Source organism: Pseudarthrobacter sp. NPDC092424, from assembly GCF_044754925.1.
Lineage (GTDB): Bacteria > Actinomycetota > Actinomycetes > Actinomycetales > Micrococcaceae > Arthrobacter.
Window position 1 is genome coordinate 1 of record NZ_JBIVQC010000003.1, and the last position, 21368, is coordinate 21368.

22 protein-coding genes are annotated in these 21368 nt (G+C 67.0%); 6 read left to right on the forward strand and 16 right to left on the reverse strand.

The features are described 5' to 3' along the window. Nucleotides 1-571 precede the first annotated feature (571 nt). The 5 genes from rpsN to ACIQCN_RS05740 form a co-directional block, all read right to left on the reverse strand. Nucleotides 572-877: a 30S ribosomal protein S14 gene (rpsN, locus tag ACIQCN_RS05720; protein ID WP_009358853.1), complete on the reverse strand. Its 306-nt coding sequence runs from the start codon at nucleotides 875-877 to the stop codon at nucleotides 572-574. A 3-nt stretch (nucleotides 878-880) separates the two neighbouring features. After that, the gene (rpmG, locus tag ACIQCN_RS05725; RefSeq protein ID WP_013602737.1) at nucleotides 881-1048 is read right to left on the reverse strand and encodes a 50S ribosomal protein L33; all 168 of its coding nucleotides are present in this window, start codon (nucleotides 1046-1048) and stop codon (nucleotides 881-883) included. Further along, on the reverse strand, nucleotides 1048-1284 hold the full coding sequence (gene rpmB / locus ACIQCN_RS05730) for a 50S ribosomal protein L28 (RefSeq protein WP_015938871.1): 237 nt from the start codon (nucleotides 1282-1284) through the stop codon (nucleotides 1048-1050). The genes rpmG and rpmB overlap by 1 nt, the downstream gene beginning before the upstream one ends. A gap of 274 nt (nucleotides 1285-1558) precedes the next feature. Further along, the gene (locus ACIQCN_RS05735) at nucleotides 1559-2320 is read right to left on the reverse strand and encodes an SGNH/GDSL hydrolase family protein (protein ID WP_400609865.1); all 762 of its coding nucleotides are present in this window, start codon (nucleotides 2318-2320) and stop codon (nucleotides 1559-1561) included. A 52-nt stretch (nucleotides 2321-2372) separates the two neighbouring features. Continuing rightward, entirely contained in the window at nucleotides 2373-2852 is a 480-nt protein-coding gene (locus ACIQCN_RS05740) for a MarR family winged helix-turn-helix transcriptional regulator (protein WP_400607428.1), read from the reverse strand. Between the two features lie 57 nt (nucleotides 2853-2909). Here ACIQCN_RS05740 and ACIQCN_RS05745 point away from each other — a divergent pair, with 57 nt between their 5' ends. Then, nucleotides 2910-3197, forward strand: a complete 288-nt coding sequence (locus tag ACIQCN_RS05745; RefSeq protein ID WP_400607426.1) for a YciI family protein — start codon at nucleotides 2910-2912, stop codon at nucleotides 3195-3197. Here the strand turns inward: ACIQCN_RS05745 and ACIQCN_RS05750 are convergent. Together ACIQCN_RS05750 and ACIQCN_RS05755 are read right to left on the reverse strand one after the other, a co-directional pair. Beyond that, nucleotides 3194-4042 carry an SGNH/GDSL hydrolase family protein gene (locus ACIQCN_RS05750; protein WP_400609867.1) on the reverse strand — a complete coding sequence of 283 codons (849 nt, stop codon included), beginning with the start codon at nucleotides 4040-4042 and terminating at the stop codon, nucleotides 3194-3196. The two genes, ACIQCN_RS05745 and ACIQCN_RS05750, sit on opposite strands and share 4 nt — an antisense overlap. A gap of 66 nt (nucleotides 4043-4108) precedes the next feature. Continuing rightward, the gene (locus ACIQCN_RS05755) at nucleotides 4109-4603 is read right to left on the reverse strand and encodes a DUF2269 domain-containing protein (protein ID WP_400609868.1); all 495 of its coding nucleotides are present in this window, start codon (nucleotides 4601-4603) and stop codon (nucleotides 4109-4111) included. 359 nt (nucleotides 4604-4962) lie between these two features. Between ACIQCN_RS05755 and ACIQCN_RS05760 the strand changes: the two genes are divergently transcribed. Next, the gene (locus ACIQCN_RS05760; protein WP_400607420.1) at nucleotides 4963-5508 is read left to right on the forward strand and encodes a TetR/AcrR family transcriptional regulator; all 546 of its coding nucleotides are present in this window, start codon (nucleotides 4963-4965) and stop codon (nucleotides 5506-5508) included. Nucleotides 5509-5517: 9 nt separating this feature from the next. Here the strand turns inward: ACIQCN_RS05760 and ACIQCN_RS05765 are convergent, their stop codons facing one another. The 8 genes from ACIQCN_RS05765 to ACIQCN_RS05800 all read right to left on the reverse strand — a co-directional run bounded on the left by ACIQCN_RS05765 (nucleotide 5518) and on the right by ACIQCN_RS05800 (nucleotide 16536). Then, nucleotides 5518-6585 carry a siderophore-interacting protein gene (locus ACIQCN_RS05765; RefSeq protein ID WP_400607418.1) on the reverse strand — a complete coding sequence of 356 codons (1068 nt, stop codon included), beginning with the start codon at nucleotides 6583-6585 and terminating at the stop codon, nucleotides 5518-5520. Then, nucleotides 6582-7397, reverse strand: coding sequence for an ABC transporter ATP-binding protein (locus ACIQCN_RS05770; protein WP_400607416.1), 816 nt, complete (start codon nucleotides 7395-7397; stop codon nucleotides 6582-6584). The genes ACIQCN_RS05765 and ACIQCN_RS05770 overlap by 4 nt, the downstream gene beginning before the upstream one ends. A 1-nt stretch (nucleotide 7398) precedes the next feature. After that, on the reverse strand, nucleotides 7399-8472 hold the full coding sequence (locus ACIQCN_RS05775) for a FecCD family ABC transporter permease (RefSeq protein ID WP_400610271.1): 1074 nt from the start codon (nucleotides 8470-8472) through the stop codon (nucleotides 7399-7401). Between the two features lie 20 nt (nucleotides 8473-8492). Further along, nucleotides 8493-9584, reverse strand: a complete 1092-nt coding sequence (locus ACIQCN_RS05780) for a FecCD family ABC transporter permease (RefSeq protein ID WP_400609870.1) — start codon at nucleotides 9582-9584, stop codon at nucleotides 8493-8495. A 7-nt stretch (nucleotides 9585-9591) separates the two neighbouring features. Continuing rightward, on the reverse strand, nucleotides 9592-10674 hold the full coding sequence (locus ACIQCN_RS05785; protein ID WP_400607412.1) for an iron-siderophore ABC transporter substrate-binding protein: 1083 nt from the start codon (nucleotides 10672-10674) through the stop codon (nucleotides 9592-9594). Nucleotides 10675-10881: 207 nt separating this feature from the next. After that, nucleotides 10882-14316 carry an ATP-binding protein gene (locus tag ACIQCN_RS05790; protein WP_400609872.1) on the reverse strand — a complete coding sequence of 1145 codons (3435 nt, stop codon included), beginning with the start codon at nucleotides 14314-14316 and terminating at the stop codon, nucleotides 10882-10884. Beyond that, nucleotides 14313-15086 (reverse strand): DUF4194 domain-containing protein, encoded by a 774-nt coding sequence (locus ACIQCN_RS05795; protein ID WP_400609874.1) that lies wholly within the window; start codon nucleotides 15084-15086, stop codon nucleotides 14313-14315. The genes ACIQCN_RS05790 and ACIQCN_RS05795 overlap by 4 nt, the downstream gene beginning before the upstream one ends. Beyond that, nucleotides 15079-16536, reverse strand: coding sequence for a DUF3375 family protein (locus ACIQCN_RS05800; RefSeq protein WP_400607405.1), 1458 nt, complete (start codon nucleotides 16534-16536; stop codon nucleotides 15079-15081). The genes ACIQCN_RS05795 and ACIQCN_RS05800 overlap by 8 nt, the downstream gene beginning before the upstream one ends. A gap of 255 nt (nucleotides 16537-16791) precedes the next feature. On the opposite strand from ACIQCN_RS05800, the gene ACIQCN_RS05805 reads away from it, so the two are divergent. The 3 genes from ACIQCN_RS05805 (at nucleotide 16792) to ACIQCN_RS05815 (ending at nucleotide 20012) form a co-directional block, all read left to right on the forward strand. Continuing rightward, the gene (locus ACIQCN_RS05805; protein WP_400607403.1) at nucleotides 16792-17091 is read left to right on the forward strand and encodes a hypothetical protein; all 300 of its coding nucleotides are present in this window, start codon (nucleotides 16792-16794) and stop codon (nucleotides 17089-17091) included. 73 nt (nucleotides 17092-17164) lie between these two features. Next, nucleotides 17165-19168, forward strand: coding sequence for an acyl-CoA dehydrogenase family protein (locus tag ACIQCN_RS05810; protein WP_400607401.1), 2004 nt, complete (start codon nucleotides 17165-17167; stop codon nucleotides 19166-19168). Nucleotides 19169-19232: 64 nt separating this feature from the next. Next, a complete protein-coding gene (locus tag ACIQCN_RS05815) occupies nucleotides 19233-20012 on the forward strand; it encodes a hypothetical protein (protein WP_400609876.1) in 780 nt (259 codons plus the stop codon). Between the two features lie 30 nt (nucleotides 20013-20042). Here ACIQCN_RS05815 and ACIQCN_RS05820 read toward each other — a convergent pair whose 3' ends face one another. Next, nucleotides 20043-20441 (reverse strand): YchJ family protein, encoded by a 399-nt coding sequence (locus ACIQCN_RS05820; RefSeq protein WP_400607396.1) that lies wholly within the window; start codon nucleotides 20439-20441, stop codon nucleotides 20043-20045. 162 nt (nucleotides 20442-20603) lie between these two features. Between ACIQCN_RS05820 and ACIQCN_RS05825 the strand changes: the two genes are divergently transcribed. Beyond that, nucleotides 20604-21347 (forward strand): hypothetical protein, encoded by a 744-nt coding sequence (locus tag ACIQCN_RS05825; protein WP_400607393.1) that lies wholly within the window; start codon nucleotides 20604-20606, stop codon nucleotides 21345-21347. Nucleotides 21348-21368 lie beyond the last annotated feature (21 nt).

Genomic DNA, 21368 nt, shown 5'->3' on the forward strand with positions numbered 1-21368 from the left:
CACCACGGGGTGGCGGCACAGCAAATCCAACCAATTCATAAAAAATCGGTATCAATAAACTTGGCACACTATTGAGTTCTCAAACAACAGACACACCCGGCACCACCCAAACCAACGTTCAGGATCGCTCCGGAGCAACTTTTCAAACTTACCCGATCCCCCGCCCCAACGCAAATCCATCTTCCAGGACCCACCAGGACAAGAAACCACCCCGCCAACTTTCCAGCGCCCTAAAGAGCAACCAAAAACTGGCCTTGAAATTCGGGGGATTCGCCACCCGCGGTACCCAGCTCTTCGCTGTCTCCCTCGCGGCGACTTAGAAAACAATACACCCCACCCAACCCCACCGCAAATCCCCCAAATGAGGGGTGCAGAACCCCGGAATTGCGCGGCAGAACGGCCCTTTGAGGCACCCAAGCCGCCCTTCGCCGTCGTACTCAAATTTTGTGTGCTGCAGCACAATGCTCGACGCCCGGGCACTCGTCCGCCACCGGACCCTTAAAAGCACAAAAAGGCCGGCAACCAAATGGTTGCCGGCCTTTTTCAAGCTGCTGGATTCAGCGGGGCTGAATTACCAGGAAGACTTGGTGATGCCCGGAAGTTCGCCCTTGTGGGCCATGTCGCGGAAGCGGACACGGGAGATGCCGAACTTCTGGAAGGTACCGCGGGGGCGGCCGTCGATGATGTCGCGGTTACGCAGACGGATCGGGGACGCGTTGCGGGGCAGCTTCTGCAGGCCCAGGCGGGCTGCTTCGCGTGCTTCGTCAGTTGCGTTTTCGTCAACCAGGGTCTTCTTCAGCTCGAGGCGCTTTGCGGCGTAACGCTCAACGATGACCTTGCGCTGCTCGTTGCGAGCAATCTTGGACTTCTTAGCCATTGTTTAGCGCTCCTCTCGGAATTCGACGTGCTGGCGGATCTTGGGGTCGTACTTCTTCAGAACCATACGGTCCGGGTCGTTACGACGGTTCTTGCGGGTTACGTAGGTGTAACCCGTGCCCGCGGTCGACTTGAGCTTGATGATCGGACGTACGTCCTTGTCCTTAGCCACTAGAGCTTCACCCCACGAGCAAGAATGCTGGCGACGACTGCGTCGATGCCGCGCACGTCGATGGTCTTGATGCCGCGTGCAGAAACCTGCAGCGTGACATTACGGCGCAGGGACGGAACCCAGTAGCGCTTCTTCTGAATGTTCGGATCGAACCGGCGCTTGTTGCGGCGGTGCGAGTGCGAAATGCTGTGCCCAAAGCCCGGCTCGGCCCCGGTCACTTGGCAGTGTGCTGCCATGACTTCTCCTCAAGAATTGAAAGTAATGATCCGCATATCTGCTGCTGGACCATGCTGCTAAGTGCGACCCAAAAGTGAAGAAGGGCAACGGTTAGTCACGCAACTTGAGCCCCTAACTACCGGCCGCCCTGGAGAAATTACCGGACAACCGGAGCAATTGCGCACGCTCCGCGCACTTAGCGCCTACCAAGTCTACGAGTTCGCGCAATTAAAGACCAATCCGGCCGCCGGAGGGTGTATAAGGAGCGCACGACGGCGGCGGCTTCCGGTGGCGCTAGAGCCGGGTCATTGCAGGGTACCTGGGCAGGAGATTATCCCCTGACGACTTGCCTGTGACCCGCCGCATGACCCATGGCCCGGCGTACTCCCGGACCCACTGGGCGTTGGCGCGCAGCGCTTCGGCGCCGCTCAGTTCCGGGACCGGAGTCATAGGCGGGATGTCGATGGAGTGGTCGTATTTGAGGACCTCCAGCACGCGCTTGGCCATATTCGCATGGCCGGCGGCGGACATGTGCATCCGGTCCCGGGCCCACATTCCCCAGTCGTAGTACTCGCTGAAGCGCCAGTAATCCACCAGCAGCGCGCCATGGTCGCCGGCAATGCCGCGGACCAGCTCGTTGTAGATGGCGGTGCGCCCGCGCATGGTGCCGAAAACCTTGGAACCGCGCGCATCGAACCCCGTGAACATCACGACTGTGGCGCCCGTGGCACTCAACCTGCGGATGCCGTCGTCGTACTCTGCCAAGAGGTCGTCAATGTCGATCCGGGGGCGAAGGATGTCGTTGGCGCCCGCATAGATGCTCACCAGGGTGGGCTTAAGCTCGACGGCGGCGTCCACCTGCTCTGCCAAGATCTGCCGGAGTTTCCTACCGCGGATGGCGAGGTTGGCGTACCCGAAGCCGGGGTCCTCGGCGCCCAGCCGTTCCGCGACGCGGTCAGCCCAGCCGCGGACACCGTTGGGGCGGGCGGGGTCGTCGTCGCCGACCCCTTCGGTGAAGGAATCGCCAAGGGCCACGAACCGGGTAGTGAAGTCCATTCGGCTAGTTTGCCACCCGTTGCCGGGAGCAACCAACCAGCGGACGCGGAGGCTAGTTTTCCCGCAGGATCCAGTGGTCGTCGTCGAGGCGGCCCACGATCTTTTCACCGATCCGGGCCAGGTCCAGTACGTCCTGTTCGGAAAGGGCATCGAGGAAGAGCTCCCGCACCGTCTCCACGTGGTCCGGCGCGAGCGCGACGATGGTGTCCATTCCCTCGGGGGTGAGGTGCGCGATGGTGACCCGGGCATCGTGCGGGTGCGGCCGGCGCTCCACCCAGCCCCGCTTCTGCAGCTTGGTGACCACGTGCGAAAGCCTCGACAGCGACGCGCTCGTGCGGGCCGCGAGTTCGCTCATCGGCAGGAACCGCTCCTCGGCCTCGGAAAGCATGGCCAGCACGGTGTAGTCGAAGAGGGAGAGCTTCCCCGCGGCGTGCAGCTTGGTATCCAGGGCAGCCGGAAGCAGCGTATTGATGCTGACCAGGGCCAGCCAGGCACGGCGTTCGTCAGCGTTGAGCCAGCGCGGTTCGGTCATCCGCCCATTCTACGATTGATCGTTCAAGCTCCGGGGACGGGCCGGTAGGCTGGGCGCATGTATGTTGTCTCCCTGACCTACCGGGTTCCCCAGGACATCGTCGACTTCCACAATGACGCCCACATCGCGTGGCTGCAGCAGGCTTTCGACGACGGCGTATTCATCGCGGCAGGGCGCAAGATTCCGCGCACGGGCGGGCTGCTCCTGTCCCAGGCGGACCGCGCAGTGCTGGACGCGGCGCTGGCCAGGGATCCGTTCTACGTCAACGGTGTGGCCGAGTTTGAGGTCATGGAGTTCCATGCCGGCCGCGTTGCCCCCGGGTTCGAAAACCTGCTGGACGGCTAGCGTCCGGCTTCCCGGGCCAGCCCTGCCTCCCGCGCCACTTTTTTCATTCCCCCCTTGCGCGGCACCTTCACCGGCTCCGGCCAGCGCGGCGTCAGATCATCCCCCAGCGTGACTCCGCGCAACTTTCGCCCGAACAACGGCAGCACCCAATCGTGCACCCAGCGGCGCTGGTGCCGCTCCCATTCGCGGATGCCCAGCCTGGTGGGCGGCTCCCAGTCCTTAGGCCGGATTTTGTGCGGCACGCCCAGCTGGTCCAGCACCTGGCCGGCGAGGTACTTGTGGCCCGCCTTGGACATGTGCAGGCGGTCCGAATCCCACATCCGCCTGTCCTGGAAGGCGTCCAGGCACCAGTAATCCACCAGGACGGCACCGTATTTTTCCGCAATGCCGCGCACCCGCCGGTTATAGAAGGCATTGCGCTTCTTCAGCGGCTCCAACAGGGCGGACACCTTCACGTCGAAGCCAGTGAACAGCACGAGGACCGCACCGGTTTCCGCCAGCCTGGCCACCAACTGCTCATAATCCGCCATCAGCGCGGCCATGTCGGTTTTCAGGTCCAGGATGTCATTACCGCCGGCATACAGCGTGACCAGCGAGGGGCGCATCCGCAGCGCCGGTTCCAGCTGCTCGTCGATGACGTGCCGGAGCCGCTTGCTGCGGATGGCCAGGTTCGCGTACTTCCAGCCGGGCTGGTGCCGCGCCAGTTTGTCCGCCACCCGGTCCGCCCAGCCCCGCACGCCGTTGGGCATGGCCTCGTTCCGGTCCCCCACGCCCTCCGTGAACGAATCGCCCAAAGCGACAAAAACCCGCCTGCCGGTCTGGGGAAGCAAAGGTTCGGGAGGCACCCGCCCACGGTAGCCAGCCAAACCAAAGGGCGGACGACGGCGGGGTGAACAGTCAGTGCCGGCGGGTCAGGGCTGCGCTTTGCGCAGACCCCAGCCGGTCAGGCCGCGGGGTTTGTAGGCCGAAAGCAGCACGGCCAGGACGAGCAGGACGAGGGCGCCGGAGGCGTGAAGAATTGATGAGGACTCCTGCGTGCTGCCGTGAAGGCCTCCACCGGTTTCCGGCCCGCCATGGCCAAACGACTGCATGAACACCAGCAGCACGGCCGTTGCAACGACCGTAATCAGCAGCTTCGCCAGGACCCAGTAGTGGCGAAGGAGGCCCCACGGGGTGACGAGCGACTGGAGGATGCCGGTCGTCAGGGAGGCGAGGCTGAGCGGAACCAGCACCGTCCAGCCGATCAGTTCCAGCGCGGCCTCGGCCGCCTGCGCCGCGTCCGCTGTGGCGCCCTGCCGCGCCCCGGCCGCAACCGCCAGAAAGGCCAGGACGGCACCGATCCAGCCGGCGGATACAGAGATGTGGAGGACCAGCAGGCCCTTGCGGAGCTTCTGTCCTACAGCCATGGCGCTGATGCCTCCCCGGACAACGCCACCGCTGCTGTCTGGGGAAGAACCATCGCGGCAGATCCATGCTGCGCGGGCCTGTGTCCGCTGAGCAGCGCGACTGCCACAAGGACCCCCAAAGCTGCCAGGACGATTATCGTCACCTTGACCCAACGCGGCATCTCCGTGGACAGAGGCCGTTGAGCGGACTGCCGGCGCTGCCCAGGTTTCTGTTGCTCCATGGCGTCTATTCCTCTGTTGATCCGACTGCGCCATCTCCGCCATCGACGCCTATCTAAACAGAGTGTAACCCTCTAGACATAGTGCCGCCTATCGGGCAGCGCGTACACTAGAGCGTGCCCAAGCTGTGGAGTGAAACGATGAGCGCGCACAGGAGTGCCGTGCGCGAGGCCATTCTGGACGCTGCCGTGTCGCTGGCGGCGGAACACGGCATCCTTTCCGTCACCATGTCTGACGTGGCAGCCTCGGCCGGCGTAAGCCGGGCTACGCTCTACAAATACTTTCCGGACGTCCAGTCCATCCTGCAGGCCGCGCACGACCGGCAAACGGCCGGCGAACTGGACGAACTCCATTCGGTCAAAGCCGCAGGTGGAGATGCCCGCCGTCAGCTCGAGCAGGTGCTGCGCATCCACGCCATGATGGTTCATCGGCATCACGACAGCGCCATAGCCGGAGTGCTGCACCAGTCCGGCGCCCTGCAGCACAAGGAACAATTCCTCGAAGTGATCATCCGCAAGGCCGGTGACGACGGGATGCTCCGGACGGATGTTGCGGCAGCCGAGCTGACCAGGTTCTGCCTGCATGCCCTTGCCGCCGCAGGCCAGGCGGACTCAGAGGCGGAGGTTGACCGGCTGGTCCGGCTCACCCTGGACGCCCTGGAAACCCCAGCGCCACAGCAAACGTGAGCGGGCGCGTCAGAGTTCGGCTTTGCCGCGGCGCCAGTAGCCCATGAACGCAACCTGCTTGCGGTCGATGCCCACGTCGCGGACCAGGTACCGCCGCATGTCCTTGATGACGGCGGCCTCCCCGGCGATCCAGGCGTAGAACGGCATGGCGCCGGCAGGCATGCCGGGGTTCTTGGACGCACCGATCGCCGCCGTATCCATGCGCGCGGGCGTCTCCCAGAGGATGTCCACGTCCACGTTGACGTCCTCTGGCTCGGGCCCCGCACCGCCGTCGGACGCCTTGATCCCCACCCAGCCCGGAACAGGGACGGCCTTGCGCACCGCGGCGGAGAGCAGCTCGCCGTGCGGGCGCGAACGGCCGATCCGGGCGCCGCGGGCCAACCAGGTGATGTCGATGTCGGCGGCAGTCTTCAGTTCCTGGAAGTCCCCGGCCTCGGGAACTTCCAGGAACGCGTGGCCGGTCATGTATGGCGGGAGGCTCTCAAGGATGGCCGAGATGGCGGGAACGGCGGTCTCATCGCCGGCCAGCAGGACGCGTTGCGCCAGGCCGGGACGCCATTCGATGCCGGAGTAGATCTCGGCAGTGACGCAGTGTGCGGCGCGGTTGTTGGGTCCGATGATGGTGATGGCGTCGCCGGGCCGGGCGTTGAGGGCCCAGTTGGCGGCCGGCCCCGGTTTCGCCTGGGCATGCCCAGGTTCCTCGAAATGCATCACGAAATCCACGTCGATCTCCGGGTAGACGCCGTCCAGGCGCGCCTCGCGGACCGTGTACGTGCGCATGGAACCGCGTACTGCCGGGTCCATGGCCAGCCACTCGCGGTACCAGCCGGCGTGGGCCATCTCGAACACGGGGAGCGGCAACGCACTGCCGTCTTCCGCAAGGGAAGGGATCATCAGCTTGATCCGCAGGTCCAGCGTTCCGCCGTGGACGCCGAAGTCGCGCAGCGAGTAGCCGCCAAACGTAATCCTGCGGAAGTTGGGACTGAGTTCCCGGACCGAGGAAACCGTAACCTCGAAGGCCAGGGTCATCGGCTCGGTGTTGACGGCCTTTGCGGACGCAGCTTCGCGGATCTTCATGAAACGAGCTCCAGTTCAGTGGCAGGGACGTGGTGGCGGCCGATGGGGACAACAAGCGGGGTTCCGGTCACGGGGTCCGGGATCACACGGGATTCGAGTCCGAAGACGCTGCGGACCAGTTCTTCGGTGACCACTTCGCGGGCACTGCCACCGGCCACCACAGCGCCGCCCTTCATGGCAATGACGTGGTCCGCATAGCGCGCGGCGAGGTTGAGGTCGTGCAGCACGATGGCCACAGTGGTGCCGCGCCGGCGGTTCAGGTCCGTGATGAGGTCCAGGACCTCCACCTGGTGCGCCAGGTCCAGGTAGGTGGTGGGCTCATCCAGCAACAGGACCTCGGTCTCCTGCGCAAGGGCCATCGCAATCCACACCCGCTGCCGCTGTCCGCCGGACAGTTCGTCCACGTCACGCGCGGCGAGGGCGAGCGTATCGGTGGCTTCCAGCGCCCGCTGCACGGCGTCGTCGTCCTTCTCACTCCAGCTTCGGAAGAAGCCCTGGTGCGGGTACCGGCCGCGGCCCACCAGGTCCCGGACCGTGATGCCGTCCGGCGCCGTGGGATGCTGCGGCAGGAGGCCCAGGCTGCGGGCCAGTTCGCGGGCGGGGCGGGCATGGATGTCCTTGCCGTCCAGGGTCACGGCGCCGCCGGCCGGCTTCAGCAGCCGGGAGAGTCCGCGCAGCAGGGTGGACTTTCCGCAGGCGTTGGCACCCACGATCATGGTCACCTTGCCTTCCGGGATCTCTACGGAGAGCCCGTCCACCACGCAGCGCTGGTCGTACTTCAGCGTCAGGTCCTTGGCGTTGAGAACTGCCACGTCAGGCGTCCTTTCGGTTGGCGGTGACCAGCAGCCACAGCAGGAAGGGGGCACCGAGTGCGCCGGTGACGACGCCCACCGGCAGGACGGTGCCGTTCAGCAGCAGGGGCGCCAGGTTGGCGGCGAAGTAGTCTGCGGCGAGGACCATGAGGGCACCCACCAGGGCCGACGCCGGAAGGCTGGCTTTCCCGATGGCGCGGCGGGCGATGGGGCCGGCCAGGAAGGCGACGAATGCGACCGGGCCGGCTGCCGCCGTCGCCACCGCCGCGAGGGCCACCGCGATGACCACCAGGGCCAGCCGCGAGGCGTTGACCCGGATGCCCAGGCCGGCGGCCGTGTCATCGCCCAGCTCCATAATGCGCAGCGGCCCGGCGATCACGGCGACGGCGGGGACCAGGACCAGGAGGGCCAGGGACAGGACGCCGGCGCGGTCCCAGCTGGCGGAGTTCAGCGAGCCGTTCAGCCACACGAGGGCCTCCGCGGCGGTGCGGATATCCGCGCGGGTCATCAGGAAGCTGACCAGCGCGTGCAGCGCCGCTGCGATCCCGACGCCGGCCAGCACCAGCCGGTTGCCGGCGGCGTTTCCGCCGGTTGCGCCGCGCATGGCGCCGCCGCTGGAGATCGCGTAGATGATCGCTGCCACGGCCAGGGCACCACCGAGCGCTGCGCCGGACACCACTGCGCCGGACGCGCCGAACATCACGATGGCAAGAACGGCCGCGGCGCTCGCACCGTAGCTGATCCCGATCACATCGGGGCTGGCCAGCGGGTTGCGGAGCATCGTCTGGAACAGGGCGCCGGCCAGGCCGAAGGCAACCCCGATCATGGTGGCGATGACCGCGCGCGGCAGCTTGTTTTCCATCACGATGAAGCTGGCGCCGGGGATCCTGGGGCCGCCGGTCAGGTGGTTGAAGACGATGGTGAAGAAATCCGGGATGGTCACCGTGTAACTGCCCAGCAGCACGGAAGCGGCGAACAGGAACACGACACCGGCGGCCAGTACGGCGGTCCTTCCCACTCCGCGAGATGGCAGTTCACGGGGGTGTTTGCCCGCCGCACTGCCGTTAAGTGCCATCTCGCGGGGGTGGAGGAGGCTCACAGCCCGGCCCCCTTGCCGCGGCGGACCAGCCATACGAAGACCGGCGCGCCCACCAGTGCGGTCATGATGCCGGCGGGGACCTCGCCCGGGAGCAGGATCACGCGGCCAATGATGTCGGCGGCCAGCAGCAGCACCGGCGCGGCCACCAGGGAGAACGGCAGGATCCAGCGATAGTCAGGGCCGGTCAGGAAACGGACGGCGTGCGGGATAACCAGGCCCACGAAGCCGATGGGACCGGCCAGCGCCGTGGCGGAACCGGCCAGCAGCACAATTCCCAGGGCAGCGACCGTCCGGGCCAGCCCCACGCGCTGGCCAAGCCCCCGGGCGATGTCGTCGCCGAGGGCCAGGCTGTTGAGGATGCGTCCGGTCAGGAGCACAATCAGGGCGCCCAAGGCCAGGAACGGCAATCCGGGCAGGACCACGGACCAGTCGCGCCCGGCCACGCCGCCCACCTGCCAGAAGCGGAAGCGGTCCAGGGTGTCCTGGCTGGAAACGAGAATGACGTTCATGAGCGAGTACAGCCCGGCACTCAGCGCTGCCCCGGCGAGGGCCAGCTTCACAGGCGTGGCGCCTTCCCTGCCCAGGGAGGCCACCAGGTAAACCACGACGGCGGCACCCGCTGCGCCCGCAAAAGCGAACCAGATGTAACCGGAGAGCGAGCCGACGCCGAACACGTAGATTCCAGTCACCACGGCAAGCGCGGCCCCGGCGTTGACGCCCATGATTCCGGGGTCGGCCAGCGGGTTGCGGGCCAGGCCCTGCATGGCAGCGCCCGCAAGCCCCAACGCGCCGCCGGCCAGCAGGCCAAGGACGGTGCGGGGAATGCGGGCGTGGACAACGGCATGGTCCCCGTTGCCCGGATCAAACCGGACCAGCGCCTGCCAAACAGTGGCAAGCGAGAGGTCACGGGCGCCGATGGCAAGGGACGCCCCGGCCAGCAGCGCAAGCACGACGACGGCGGCCAGCAGCCACGCGGCACGCCGCGGCCCTGCAGCCAAGGCACGCGCGGAACCGGGAGGAACCTGCGCCGGCACCTGGGCGCCGGGAACCCCTGCAAGGGGCGCCGCCGTCGTCATACTCTGCGTCATGAAGGTGCTACTTCACGGCATCCGCTGCGGTGGCCAGCTGCGGCAGGAACGTGTCCAGCGACCACGGCAGGCTCAGCGGGGAGGAAGCCGAGATGGACAGCGTCAGGGTGTTGTCCGAGTCGGCCACCAGGGCGCCGTCCTTGATGGCCGGAATCTGGCTGAGCAGCGGGTCGGACTTGATGGCCTTGGCCGTGGAGGCGTCCGGAACCCAGGTCACGAAGATGTCGGAATCCAGCTCGTTGGCCTTTTCTGCGGACCAAGGCAGGAAGAATTCCTTGGAACCCTTGGACTTCTCCTCCACTACCGGGGCGAGCTCCATGCCGATTTCGCTAAGGAACCGGGGACGGTTGTCGTTGGCGGTGTAGACGTTGACGCCGTCGCCCTTGGCGGGCTCGAGGTTGCCGTAGATGAAGCTCTTGCCCTGGATCTGCGGGTACTCGGCGACCTTTTCCTTGATGGTGGCCTCGGTGTCGGAGATCAGTTTGGCGGCTTCGGCCTCCTTGCCCAGGGCCTTGCCGATGATGGACGTGGAGTCCTGCCAGGACGTGCCGTAGGCCAGCTCAGGGTGCGCCACCACCGGGGCGATCTCGCTGAGCTTCTTGTAGTCCTCTTCGGTCAGGCCGGAGTAGGCGGCCAGGATGACGTCCGGGTTGAGCTTGGCGACCTCGGTGAAGTTGATGCCGTCAGCCTCGGAGTACTGGGCCGGGGCCTTTTCGGACCCGAAGCCGGCGCCGAGTTCCTCGAGGGCTGCGTCCTTCCAGGGCGTGGAGCCCTTGTCATTGCCGCCCCATTCGTTCTTGGGGACGCCTACCGGTACCACGCCCAGGGCAATGGCCACATCGTCATTGACCCAGGAAACGGTGGCAACGCGGGAGGGCTGCTTTTCGATGGTGGTCTCGCCGTACACGTGCTCGATGGTCACGGGGAACCGGGCTGCGCCGCCTGTCTCTGCCGGGGCCGAAGCCGCCGGTCCCGTGGAGCAGGCGGAGAGGGTGAGAGCCGCCGCGGCCAGGACGGCCGATGCCTTGCCGGCCGACTTAAGCAGTGTGCGCCGGGTGGCGCTGAGGCGGGGAAAGAGGGGGGAAGTCACGGAACTCCTTAGGTGAATAATGCGAACCTAAGTAAGGCTAGCCTAGCCTCCAGTGCATTACGCAACGTTCACGTAACTTAATGCCCATAGTGACGAAGCACACACCGCCCCGACGCTCTCTCACTTAACGCAGAAAACCCCTGACCCTCTCTCACCAGGTGAGAGAGGGTCAGGGGAAAAGGCACATTAAGTGAGAGAGCGTCCGGGTCAGCGGAGCAGGATGTCCACCGGGTTTGCCTCGGACCGCCACGCGCCCTCTTCGCCGGGGCGCGGCCGGATCACCGGCGCCGTGAGCACGCCGGAGCGGTTGGTGCGCTTGTCGCGGAGGATTTCGGTGACGGAGCCCAGGTGCCGGGAAAGGTCGATGACGTTCTCCGGGGCGGCCAGCAGCAGCTGGAACCCAAACTCGTGCAGCGCCTTGATGCCGGCGCCGGCAAATTCCTCCGACGCCAGCACGAACGCCTCGTCCATCATCACGGTGCCGTAGGTGGTAAACCCCTGCTCGGCGATGCCCAGCTGGTAGCTCAGCGCCGCGGCCATGATGAACGCGGTGAACCGCTGCCGCTCGCCGCCGGACATGGAGCCGGTGTCCGCATGCATGAAGACTTCGGTCCTGCTGCCCACTTCGCGGTGTTCCTTGCACTGGATGAACAGATGTCCGCGCACGTCCAGCACTTCGGCCCGCCACCGCCTGTCCTCCGGAGCCTGCGAGCCCAGCCGCTTGACCAGGGTTTCCAAGGACTTGTACCGGGCGGTGAGCTCGGCGTCCTCGTCACGTTCGGGAGCGGCGCCCTCCGTTTTGGGCGCGCGCGAGTGCCGCGCCTTCAGTGCGTTCTGGATGGCGTCCTTGAACTGCTTGGCCGTGGCGGGCAGTGTCTGCTTGATGTCCAGTTCGAGGTAGCTGCCCTCGTGGAAGTTCACCTCGGACAGGATCCCGTTCAGGGGCAGGATGCGGCTGGTGATGGACCGGCGTTCCTCATCCAGCAGGTGCAGCAGCGTACTGAAGGATTCGTGCGTGCGCTGGTTGAAGAACTGCCGGAACTCGGCCTCCTGCGCGGGCAGTCCGTCATTCACGATCGCGTGGTACCGGGCTTCGAACTCCCCCGCAGCGCCGATTGTGGTGCCGTGGTCCGCGGAAATCGCGCTTCCCCAGTCCCGGACGAACGCTTCGAAGATTCGCGTCAGCCGCTCGGCGGTGCTCTGGCCCCGCGACTCCGCCGCGTGCAGTTCACCCAGGAGCACGGTCCGCACACGGTTAGCCAGGTTGTCCAGCTCGTGCATCTCCGCCACTTCGCCAAAGTCCGCAAAGTACGGTTCCAGCGCGGCAACCGTGGCGTCCGACGGCGGCGCTTCAGCCAGGCGTCCCCGTGCGGCTTCCAGCAGCGCATCGGCGGTGGTGAGCTCCCGGTCCAGTGCCTTGTACTCGCTCTGCAGGACGGCCGCAGCCTCGGTGCTGGCCTGGTGTTTCTGCCGCACCTCCTCGATGGCGGCGCGCAGGGGTTCCAGGTCGGCCTGGGCCGCCAGGGCGTCCTTCAGCCGCTGTTCGATCCGCGCCAGTTCCTCGGCCGCCACCACGGCGGAGACCTGGTCCCAGGTCCGTTCGTCCTGGGCGATCCGGCGCAGGGCGTCCAGCTGCCGGCTCATGCCCTGGTGTGAGTCTTCGCGGCTCTGCGCCAGCTCGGCGGCCTTGGCCACTTCCTGCCGGAGGTCTTCAACCTGGCCGGCCACGAGTTCCAGCTTGGCGGCATTGTCGAAGCCCAGCACGTAATCCTGCCGGCTGGTGAAGCGGTCGTCCTTTTCCACGGTGTGGCGGTTCCGCTTGACCACGCCGCCGAGGCTCAGGCCGCGGTCCAGCCCGGCGAGCTCGCCGGGGTCCTCCACGCACGGGTATGCGAAGTCCAGGGCGATCCGCTCGCGGACCCAGGCCCCGGCGTCGGCAGCCGAACCGGTGGCGAGGATGTCCAGCTTGGTAAGCAGGTCGCCGTCGTGCGCTTCCTCCACGGCGAGCGCACCGCCTGCGAGAGGCTTGGAGATATCCACCGCCCGCAACGCGCCGCGGATATTGTGGCCGTTCAGGTACCGGGTCACCGCGGCGAAGTGCTCGCCGGGGACCAGCAGCGTGGTGGCCAGGCTGCGGAGCGCGCGCTCGGCGGCGGGGCGCCACCGCTCCTCCCCCTCGGCAAGGTCCATGAGTTCGCCGGCGAAGGGCATCCGGTCCTCCGGGACGCCGGTTGCGGCGGCGATCGCGGCACGGTTTTCGATGCTCGACGGCGGCAGGAGGGATTTGCGCGTCTTCAGCGAGTCGAGTTCCTGCTCAGCCGCGGCAAGTTCGCGCTTTCGGGTCGCGTGCGCGTCGAAGGCTTCGAAGCGGAGCTCCTGGAGCGCGTGCGAGTCGTCCTGAAGTTCGGCGGAGCGCGCGGCGGCCTGTTCGTGGGCCTGTTCCCAGCCTTCCTCCGTCCACTCGAGCTGCAGGCCGGCGTCGGCGAGCGCCTGCTTAGCGGATTCCTCCACCTGCTGGCGCAGCCTGAGCCCTACCCTGGCGTTCTCGAGGGCCTGCTCTATGGCTGAGATGGCGTTGCCGCCCTGGTTGTTGTAGTCCGCCTCGAGCTGACGCAGCTCCTTGGCCAGCCCATCCCGGACTGCGCGCTCGGCACCGAGTTCCTTCGCCTTGGCCTGCGCCAGTTCCTTGAAGCGGGCAAGCGTCTTCTGGTGCACGGATACCGCCAGCTGCTGCCGGTACGCCTCGAACTCTTCACCGGTGAGATCGCGGAGCCGATTGGCGTCGAGCAGTGCCTGCGCGTATTCACGGTTCAAGCCGGGGACCGGCGCCAGCTGGTCCCGCTGCTGCCGGACGTCTTCCAGCCGCTGCCTGATGGACATGAGGTTGCTGAACTCCTCCACCACGTCATCAGCGGCGGCGAGGGTGGCCGGCGCGTCCAGGACCTGGTCGCGGAAGAACGTGTTGACGCTCCCGCCCAGGCCCTTGCCGGCCTGGATGACGCGCAGCAGCGGCAGCGCCTGGTCCGAGTTGATGCCAAGCAGCCGGCGGAAGCGTTCCGCGAAGGCCTTGTGCACGTCGAACACCTGCGCGTTGGGGAACACCGCCTCCAGGGCCGCGCGGCTGAACCGCTTGTCCGCGATTCCTTCCAGCGTTTCGAGGTCCAGCGGCGCGTTGTCGATCAGGTAGAACCGGCCCACGCTGGATTCGGTGCCGTTCTTGGGCAGGTCGAACAGTGCAGACACGGTAACCCGGGTGCCGGCGGCGTTGTCGAACGTGAGGGCGACGGCGGACCAGGTCGCCCCGGGGCGCTGAAAGGCACTTGCCGATCCCTCGCCCACGGCCTTGTCGCCCACCTTGCCACGCATGTAGGTGAAGGTGGTCCGCTTGTCCTCCACCGCCCCGCCGGCGCGCTGGGCGGCAGCCTCGTTGGACCGGGGGCGCGCGTCGAAGACCCGCAGCATCGCATCGAAAAGCGTGGACTTGCCCACGCCGGAGTTGCCGGTCAGCAGGGTGCCGTTGCGGTCCACGTGCATGGTGTGGGCGCCGTGGAACGTTCCCCAGTTGACCACCTGCACCAACGCCAGGCGCATCTGGCCGGGGTTGGTCAGCTCGCCCAGTGGCAGCATGCTCGCGATCGTCACTTGGTGCCCCTTTCGGTGAGCGCATCCTCAGGTTCGGTGTCCCCGTCAGGTGCCGCATCGCCGTCGAACTCCAGCAGCGGTTCCGTCCCCGACTGGTCTGCCGAGGCGGCAACGAGGGCTGTGATCTGGGCCGGGATGTCGCCGATGTTCTCGAACGGGAGCGCCAGGGGCAGGGCGTTGGAGATGGTGTACACGTCCTCCAGCCCGGTGGGGATGAGGAGCTGGCGGGCAAGGAGCTTGCTGATGGCGCGGGTGACCACGTCCGAATCCCGCAGGGCGTCCTGCTGGCCGGCGGGCTGGTAGTGCGCCACGAGGTCCGTGATCTCCTCGCGGGTCACGGTGGGGTCCGTCTGCGCGGTGACATGGCGGTCCAGGAGCAGCCGCAGTCGGAGCAGGACGATGGTTTCCACCCGGCTCAAGGCGCGCTGCTGGCGCAGGATGCTGGACCGGGCGCTTGCGCCGATTGCTTCGGGGTCCACGGGCCGCAAAACGGCGATCTTCCGTTCATGGTCAAGCTGCATGGTCAGGAACAGCTCCGACAGGCGGCTGCGCAGGATCACCTGGTTGTCCAGCAGCACCGTCCACAGCTTCTCGTCCCGTCCGCCGTCGATGTACGGGCCCTTGAGGAGCCTGACCAGCGCCTGGCGCACCTTCATGGGCAGCACGCCGGTGTCACCCGGAAACAGCGCGGCGCCGTCAACGAAGGTGTCCCGCGGCGCAGGTGCGGCGTGCCGCCCGGGAGCTGCCGCCGTCGTGATCTCTTCAGTCATCAGAATCCTTTGCGAGCGTGACCACCGGAAGGTAGGCCGTGCGGGTGGTGCCGTCTATCTGTTCAAAGTCCACGCCGTCCCAGGCGTCCCTGCTGAAGTCCGCCCCGGCGTGGAGGGCGTGCGAAAGGAGGCCGCGGATGGTGTTGATGTGCTGCTCCTCCCGCGGCAGCTGTGCCCAGGCCTCCGCGAGGGTCCCGGCGCCTGCCATGGCCGCCCGGATCACCTCGGGTTTGGCCTTGGCGGTCCGCGGCGAGCGCACCCGGTCCGAATCGCTGAAGGCGATCGGGTCAGCGAGCCTGGGCGGGGCGGCAAACTCGTCCGGGTCGAAGAGCTTGACCATTGAGAGGGATTCAAACCCGGCGTTGTAGAGGACCGGGCCAGGCACCAGGGCGGGACGTTCCCGTTCGTAGGGAAGGGAGCGGATGGCCTGTTCGGCCTCCCGGAGGACCTGGCGAAGCCGGACGGACTGGCGGAAATCGTCGCTCTGGACGTAGGTGTTCAGGCTCTCGCTGAGCTTGCCGTAGATCCGCTGGATCTGGCTGTGCTGCTGCCGCAGTTCCGCCACCAGGTTCTTGAGGGTTTCCCGGTCCTCCGGCGTAAGGTCGTCCGCGAACTGCCGGCCCAGGACCTCGCTGATGGCGGACCGGAACCTCAGCTGTTGCTGAGGGTCCTCCAGGAAGGCGGCGAAGGAACGGAAAGTCCTGCCTTCCGGGCTTTGCCGGAGCCGCTTGTCCGCCTCCAGCACCTGGGCCATGGTGGCGCCCTTGGTGAGCGACTCCTCGATGATCTGGTTGCGGAGCCCGCCCACCAGTTCCTCGATCCGGTCACGCATCTTCTTGTAGTCCGCCGGGAGGCTCGCGGCGAGGTCCAGGATGTTCCCGGCGGCTTCCACGGCCTCGTCGTCATCGAGCAGGCCGTCAAATTCACCGCTGCTGATGTCCTGGATCAGCTGCTGGCGCTCCTCGATCTCCTCTTCCAGGGATTCAAGGCGGGCGCTTTGGTCGGGGTTGGTTTCGTTGGCCAGCTTCTCCACGTCCCCCAGGAGGGTGCCCAGGCGGGACCCGTTCAGGGTGGAGCGGTCGCTGGAGAGGCTGTCCAGGAACGCGAGCACGCGTGCGGCCGGCTCGGTGACTTCGTAGACGATCTGGCCCGACTGGTTCCGCCGGGTGAGGAACTGCCTGCGCGTCCATTCGTCGCCGAACGCCTTTCCGTTGGCCCCTCCGCCCAGCGCGGGATCCTTGCGCCGGAGCTCCTCAAGGAAGGAGTCGACGTCGGCATGGAACTCCTCGAGCGGAAGCTGCGGCCGGGTGCGGGTAAATGAGGCCTGCAGTACCGCGATCACCCACGGCGCCGAACGCGTGAGGGCCCATGCCGGTCCTTTGGTGAGGAGTTCGAGGTCCCGGAGCCGGGCGCTGATGGCGTCAGCGGATGACCTGGCGGAGCGGGGCACGCACTCTCCTCGGGCTGGTTGGGGATTCTGTGGTCTTGGGCGGCGGAAAACCGCCACCCTCAAGGTTAACGCAGACCGTCTAAGGCAACGCGGGCCGCGACCCGTCCGTGACCTACCCCCGCGTAGTGTTTCGATCCCGTATCAACAGCTCCCGGGGGCCTTTTGGCTCTGGCTGGCGGCCCGGCCCGCACCTACGCTTCAGCTACCGATTCCGGCCAAAAGCAGCCAACAACACGTTTCGCAGCAGGGGGAACCATGCAGTTCGATCTCAGCGCATTTGAAACCGGGACCCTGGTGTTCATCGGAACCCTGGTCTTCGCAGCCGTCCTGGCAGCCTTCGTCCTCACCGCGGCCCTCGCGGCCCTGCTGCTGCTGGGGCTGGGCAAGCTCGCCTGGACGGTGGCCGCCGGCACGGTACTGGCGCTGGTGAACGGGATCAATGCGGGCTGGGAGATCGTGGCGCGTTCCGCCGCCGGGGTGTCCGACCGGGCCGCCACCGGCGACCGCCGGCCGTCACCGGCCCCTGGCACAGGAAGCTACCCGCGGGTAATATAGAAAGACAGCTGAAGGGTTCTCCAACCCGGCGGATCCATGGCTACACCGGCCGGTCCGGCCAAGGAGATGACCCATGAGCTCCGCAACTGACACCCCCGCAACCACTGATGCTCCTGGCGCGGAAACTCCCGTTCCGGCCGGCAACCTCGGTGCGGGAGCCACCGCGGATGACGCCCGCGCCATCGCCGAGGCCGCCCGCGAATCTGCCTGGGAACGGCCCAGCTTCGCCAAGGGCCTGTACCTGGGCAGCTTCGACCTGGGGCTGGTGCACCCGTGGCCCGCCGCGCGCTCCGAGGATGTGGAGCGCGGTGAAGCCTTCATGGCCCGGCTCACCGACTACGCGAAGACCCTGGACGGGAGCGTGATCGAGCGGGAGGCGAAGATCCCGGACGAATACATCCGGGGCCTGGCCGATCTCGGCGTCTTCGGCATGAAGATCCCGCAGGACTACGGCGGGTTGGGCCTCTCCCTGGTTTACTACGGCCGGGCGCTGGCGATGCTGGGCAGCGTGCACCCCAGCCTGGGAGCCCTGCTCTCGGCCCACCAGTCCATCGGCGTCCCCGAACCGGTCAAGGTTTTCGGCACCCCTGAGCAGAAGCGCGAGTACCTGCCGCGCTGCGCCGCCGGGGCCATCACCGCGTTCCTCCTGACGGAGCCGGACGTGGGCAGCGACCCCGCCCGCATGGGCGCCACGGCAACACCAACGGGCGACGGCGATGCGTACCTTTTGGACGGCGTGAAACTTTGGACCACCAATGGGGTGATTGCTGAACTGGTGGTGGTGATGGCGGTGGTCCCGGCCTACACCGGCCCGGACGGAACCGTTCACAAGGGCGGGATCAGCGCTTTCGTGGTGGAGATGGATTCGCCCGGGATCACCGTGGAAAACCGGAACGCCTTCATGGGCCTGCGCGGCATCGAGAACGGCGTCACACGGTTCCACCAGGTCCGGGTGCCTGCCGCCAACCGGCTGGGCCGCGAAGGACAGGGACTGAAGATCGCGCTGACCACCCTTAATACAGGGCGGCTCTCCATCCCCGCGCTGTGCGTGGCATCGGGGCGCTGGAGCCTGAAGATTGCCCGCGAATGGTCCAACGCCCGCACTCAGTGGGGCCGGCCGGTGGGTGAACATGAGGCCGTTGGCAAGAAGATCGCCTTCATCGCCGCCTCCGCGTTTGCCCTGGATGCCGTCTTTGAACTCTCCGCCGAACTCGCCGACGCCGGCCAGAAGGACGTGCGGATCGAAGCCGCGCTGGCCAAGCTGTGGGCAACCGAGATCAGCTGCCGGATCGCGGACGAACTGGTCCAGGTCCGGGGCGGGCGCGGCTTCGAGACGGCGGAATCACTGGCGGCACGCGGTGAACGGGCCGTGCCGGCGGAGCAGCAGCTGCGGGACCTGCGGATCAACCGGATCTTCGAGGGTTCGTCGGAAATCATGCGCCTGCTGATTGCCCGGGAAGCCGTGGACGCGCACTTGGCAGCCGCGGGCGACCTCGCGTCCCTGGATGCGAGCCTGCAGGACAAGGCGCGTGCCGCCGTCGGAGCCTCCGGCTTCTATGCCAAGTGGTTGCCCAGGCTCGTGGCCGGCGCCGGCATGGACCCTCGCTCCTACGGCGAGTTCGGCCGGCTGGCCAAGCACCTGCGGTTCGTGGAGCGCTCGTCCCGGCGGCTGGCCCGGCAAACGTTCTACGCCATGGGCCGCTGGCAGGCGAAGCTCGAGCGGAAGCAGGCATTCCTGGGGCGCGTGGTGGACATCGGCGCCGAACTGTTCGCGATGACCGCCTGCTGCTCCCGGGCCGAGATGCTGATGCGCACATCACCGGAGAAAGGCGCCGGCGCCTACGAATTGGCGGAGGCCTACTGCGAACAGGCGCGCGTGCGGGTGGACGAATACTTCGACCAGCTGTGGCGCAACACGGACGACGCCGACCGGCGCCTCACGCGCAAGGTCCTCGCCGGCGATTACACCTGGCTTGAGGCAGGGGTGCTGGACCAGTCCGAAGGGACCGGCCCATGGATCGCGGACGCTTCCCCCGGAGCCTCCACCAGGGAGAACCTGCACCGGAAGTATCGGTAAAACCGCTGGTCACCGCACCGTAAGCATGCTTGCTATCCGCCGAAGCGGGTGGTTGAGTTGAACCATGAGCAGCTCAACGGACCCAGAGAACCTGCCTTCCCGGCGCGCCCGCGAGTACGACAGCGCCCGCGAGGACGACACCCGCGCCTTTGACCGTCCACGGACGGACGACGACGCCACGCGCGCCTACCCGGAAACGTCCGGCGCGTCAGCCACGCGGGACTACGTCCCGGCGGCACCGGTTGCCGATCCCGGCCTGGCGGACCGGGAAACGGCTTTCACCCGCGAAAAGGAGCAGTTCGGCGGCATCAAGGCCGGCTCTGCCTTCTTCGGCTGGCTTACTGCCACGGGCATGGCTGTCCTGCTGACCGCACTGGTCGCAGCGGCCGGAACCGCCGTTGGCCTGGCGAACAACGCGGACGTCGGCGACGCCGTCAGCGAGGTGGCCAACAACGGCACCATCGGACTGGTGGGCATCATCGTGCTGCTGGTCATCCTTCTGGTGTCCTACTATTGCGGCGGCTACGTGGCGGGCCGGATGGCGCGGTTCAACGGCGCCAAGCAGGGGCTCATGGTGTGGATCTGGGCACTCATCGCCGCGATCGTCATGGCCATCCTGGGATTGGTGGCCGGCCAGCGCTTCAACGTGCTGGCAAGCCTGAACAGCTTTCCCCGGATTCCCATCAACGAGGGTGAGCTGACCACCACCAGCATCATCGCGGCAGTGGTGGTTGCCGCGGTGGCACTGCTGGGTGCCATACTCGGCGGGCTGGCCGGCATGCGGTTCCACCGGAAGGTGGACCGCGCGGGCTTCACCCCGGAAAGCGACTACCGGGACGAGTAGCCGGGCCACCTGGCCGCCAGTCCGGGACCGTCAGCCGCGGAACGTGCCGTCCACGTAGTACCAGCGGCCGCCTTCCCGGACAAACCTGCTGGCCTCATGGAGGATGCCGCGTTCATCCCCCTGCCGGTAGTAGGCCTTGAACTCCACCATGCCCTCGGTATCCAGCGGCCCGCCCCGGCTGGTGGACACGATATCCAGGCGCCGCCACTCCATATCCGGCTCCAGCACCAGTTCCGCCGGGACCGTGTCCGGATGGTGCGTCAGCAGCAGGTAATCGGCATCCAGGAGCGCAAACGCGCTGTAGCGGGAACGCATCAACTGCTCCGCCGTGGCGGCCTTGGCACGGCCTGAATGGAACCGCCCGCAGCATGCCCCGTACTGCTCGCCGGACAGGCACGGGCAGTTGGCGTCATCCCGGTTTCCGTTCATAAGCCGATGCTGTCATACCGGGTAACAGCTTTGAAACAACCCGCCCCGGCCGCCCTTCACACCGGCAATCGGCCACAAAAATCCGTATGGTGGAGAAAGAGCTGATGCCCTGGACGAGTGGGCGCCGGCGGGGCCTCGCTGCCGGCAGAGAGGAGAGATGACGTGGAAGATCCGGATACCCTCATCCTCAACCTGACCTTTTTGGGCACCGTGGGCATCGCCGTCCTGATGTTCCTTGTGCTCTTCCTTTTGGGCGTCCTCACCCTGATTCTTGCCGGCGTGGGCCGCCTTACCGCCGTAGTGTTGATGGCCCTCCTGGGCTACCGCCCCAGCCGGGAATCCATTCCCCTGGTGCGGCTCACGGGGGCCGACGGGCGCGCCGGAACTGAGGAACCGGCGGAAGCGTCGACGTCCGACGACGACGCTGCCGCCCCCCGGGTGCGGCGCAGCTGGCGGTCTGCACTCAGCCCGCGACGGCTGGATCCGAGGCGGTTTAAGCCCGCGCGCGTGAAGGCGGCGCTGCGCTCCGCCGTCGTGCATCACCCGGCCGTGGCAGCCGGACACCGTGAGCCGCCCGCCCTCGCCGACGACTGGGCTGCCGCCGTTGCCGAGGCGGACGCCCGCGCCATCGCCCGGGCACGCGCGGCCACCCCGGACATCAGACTCACGGTCCGCGACCTGCCCGACCCCAAGGTGCCGGCGGACAACCTGGCGGAGGTGGCGCCGCTGGTGGAATCAGCCGTGGAGACCAGCCGGCCGGCCGGGGAAGTGCCGCGGTCATTCAAGAAGCCGCCCGAGCCCAAGCCTCTGGCGCCGCTGGACACCGGATCGCTGGTATCGCTCGCCGGACCGGGTCTGCCCGGGAGACCGCTGCCGGAACTGAAAGGCAAACAGCCCTTACCCTGAGCAACCAACTGGGTTAGCGTA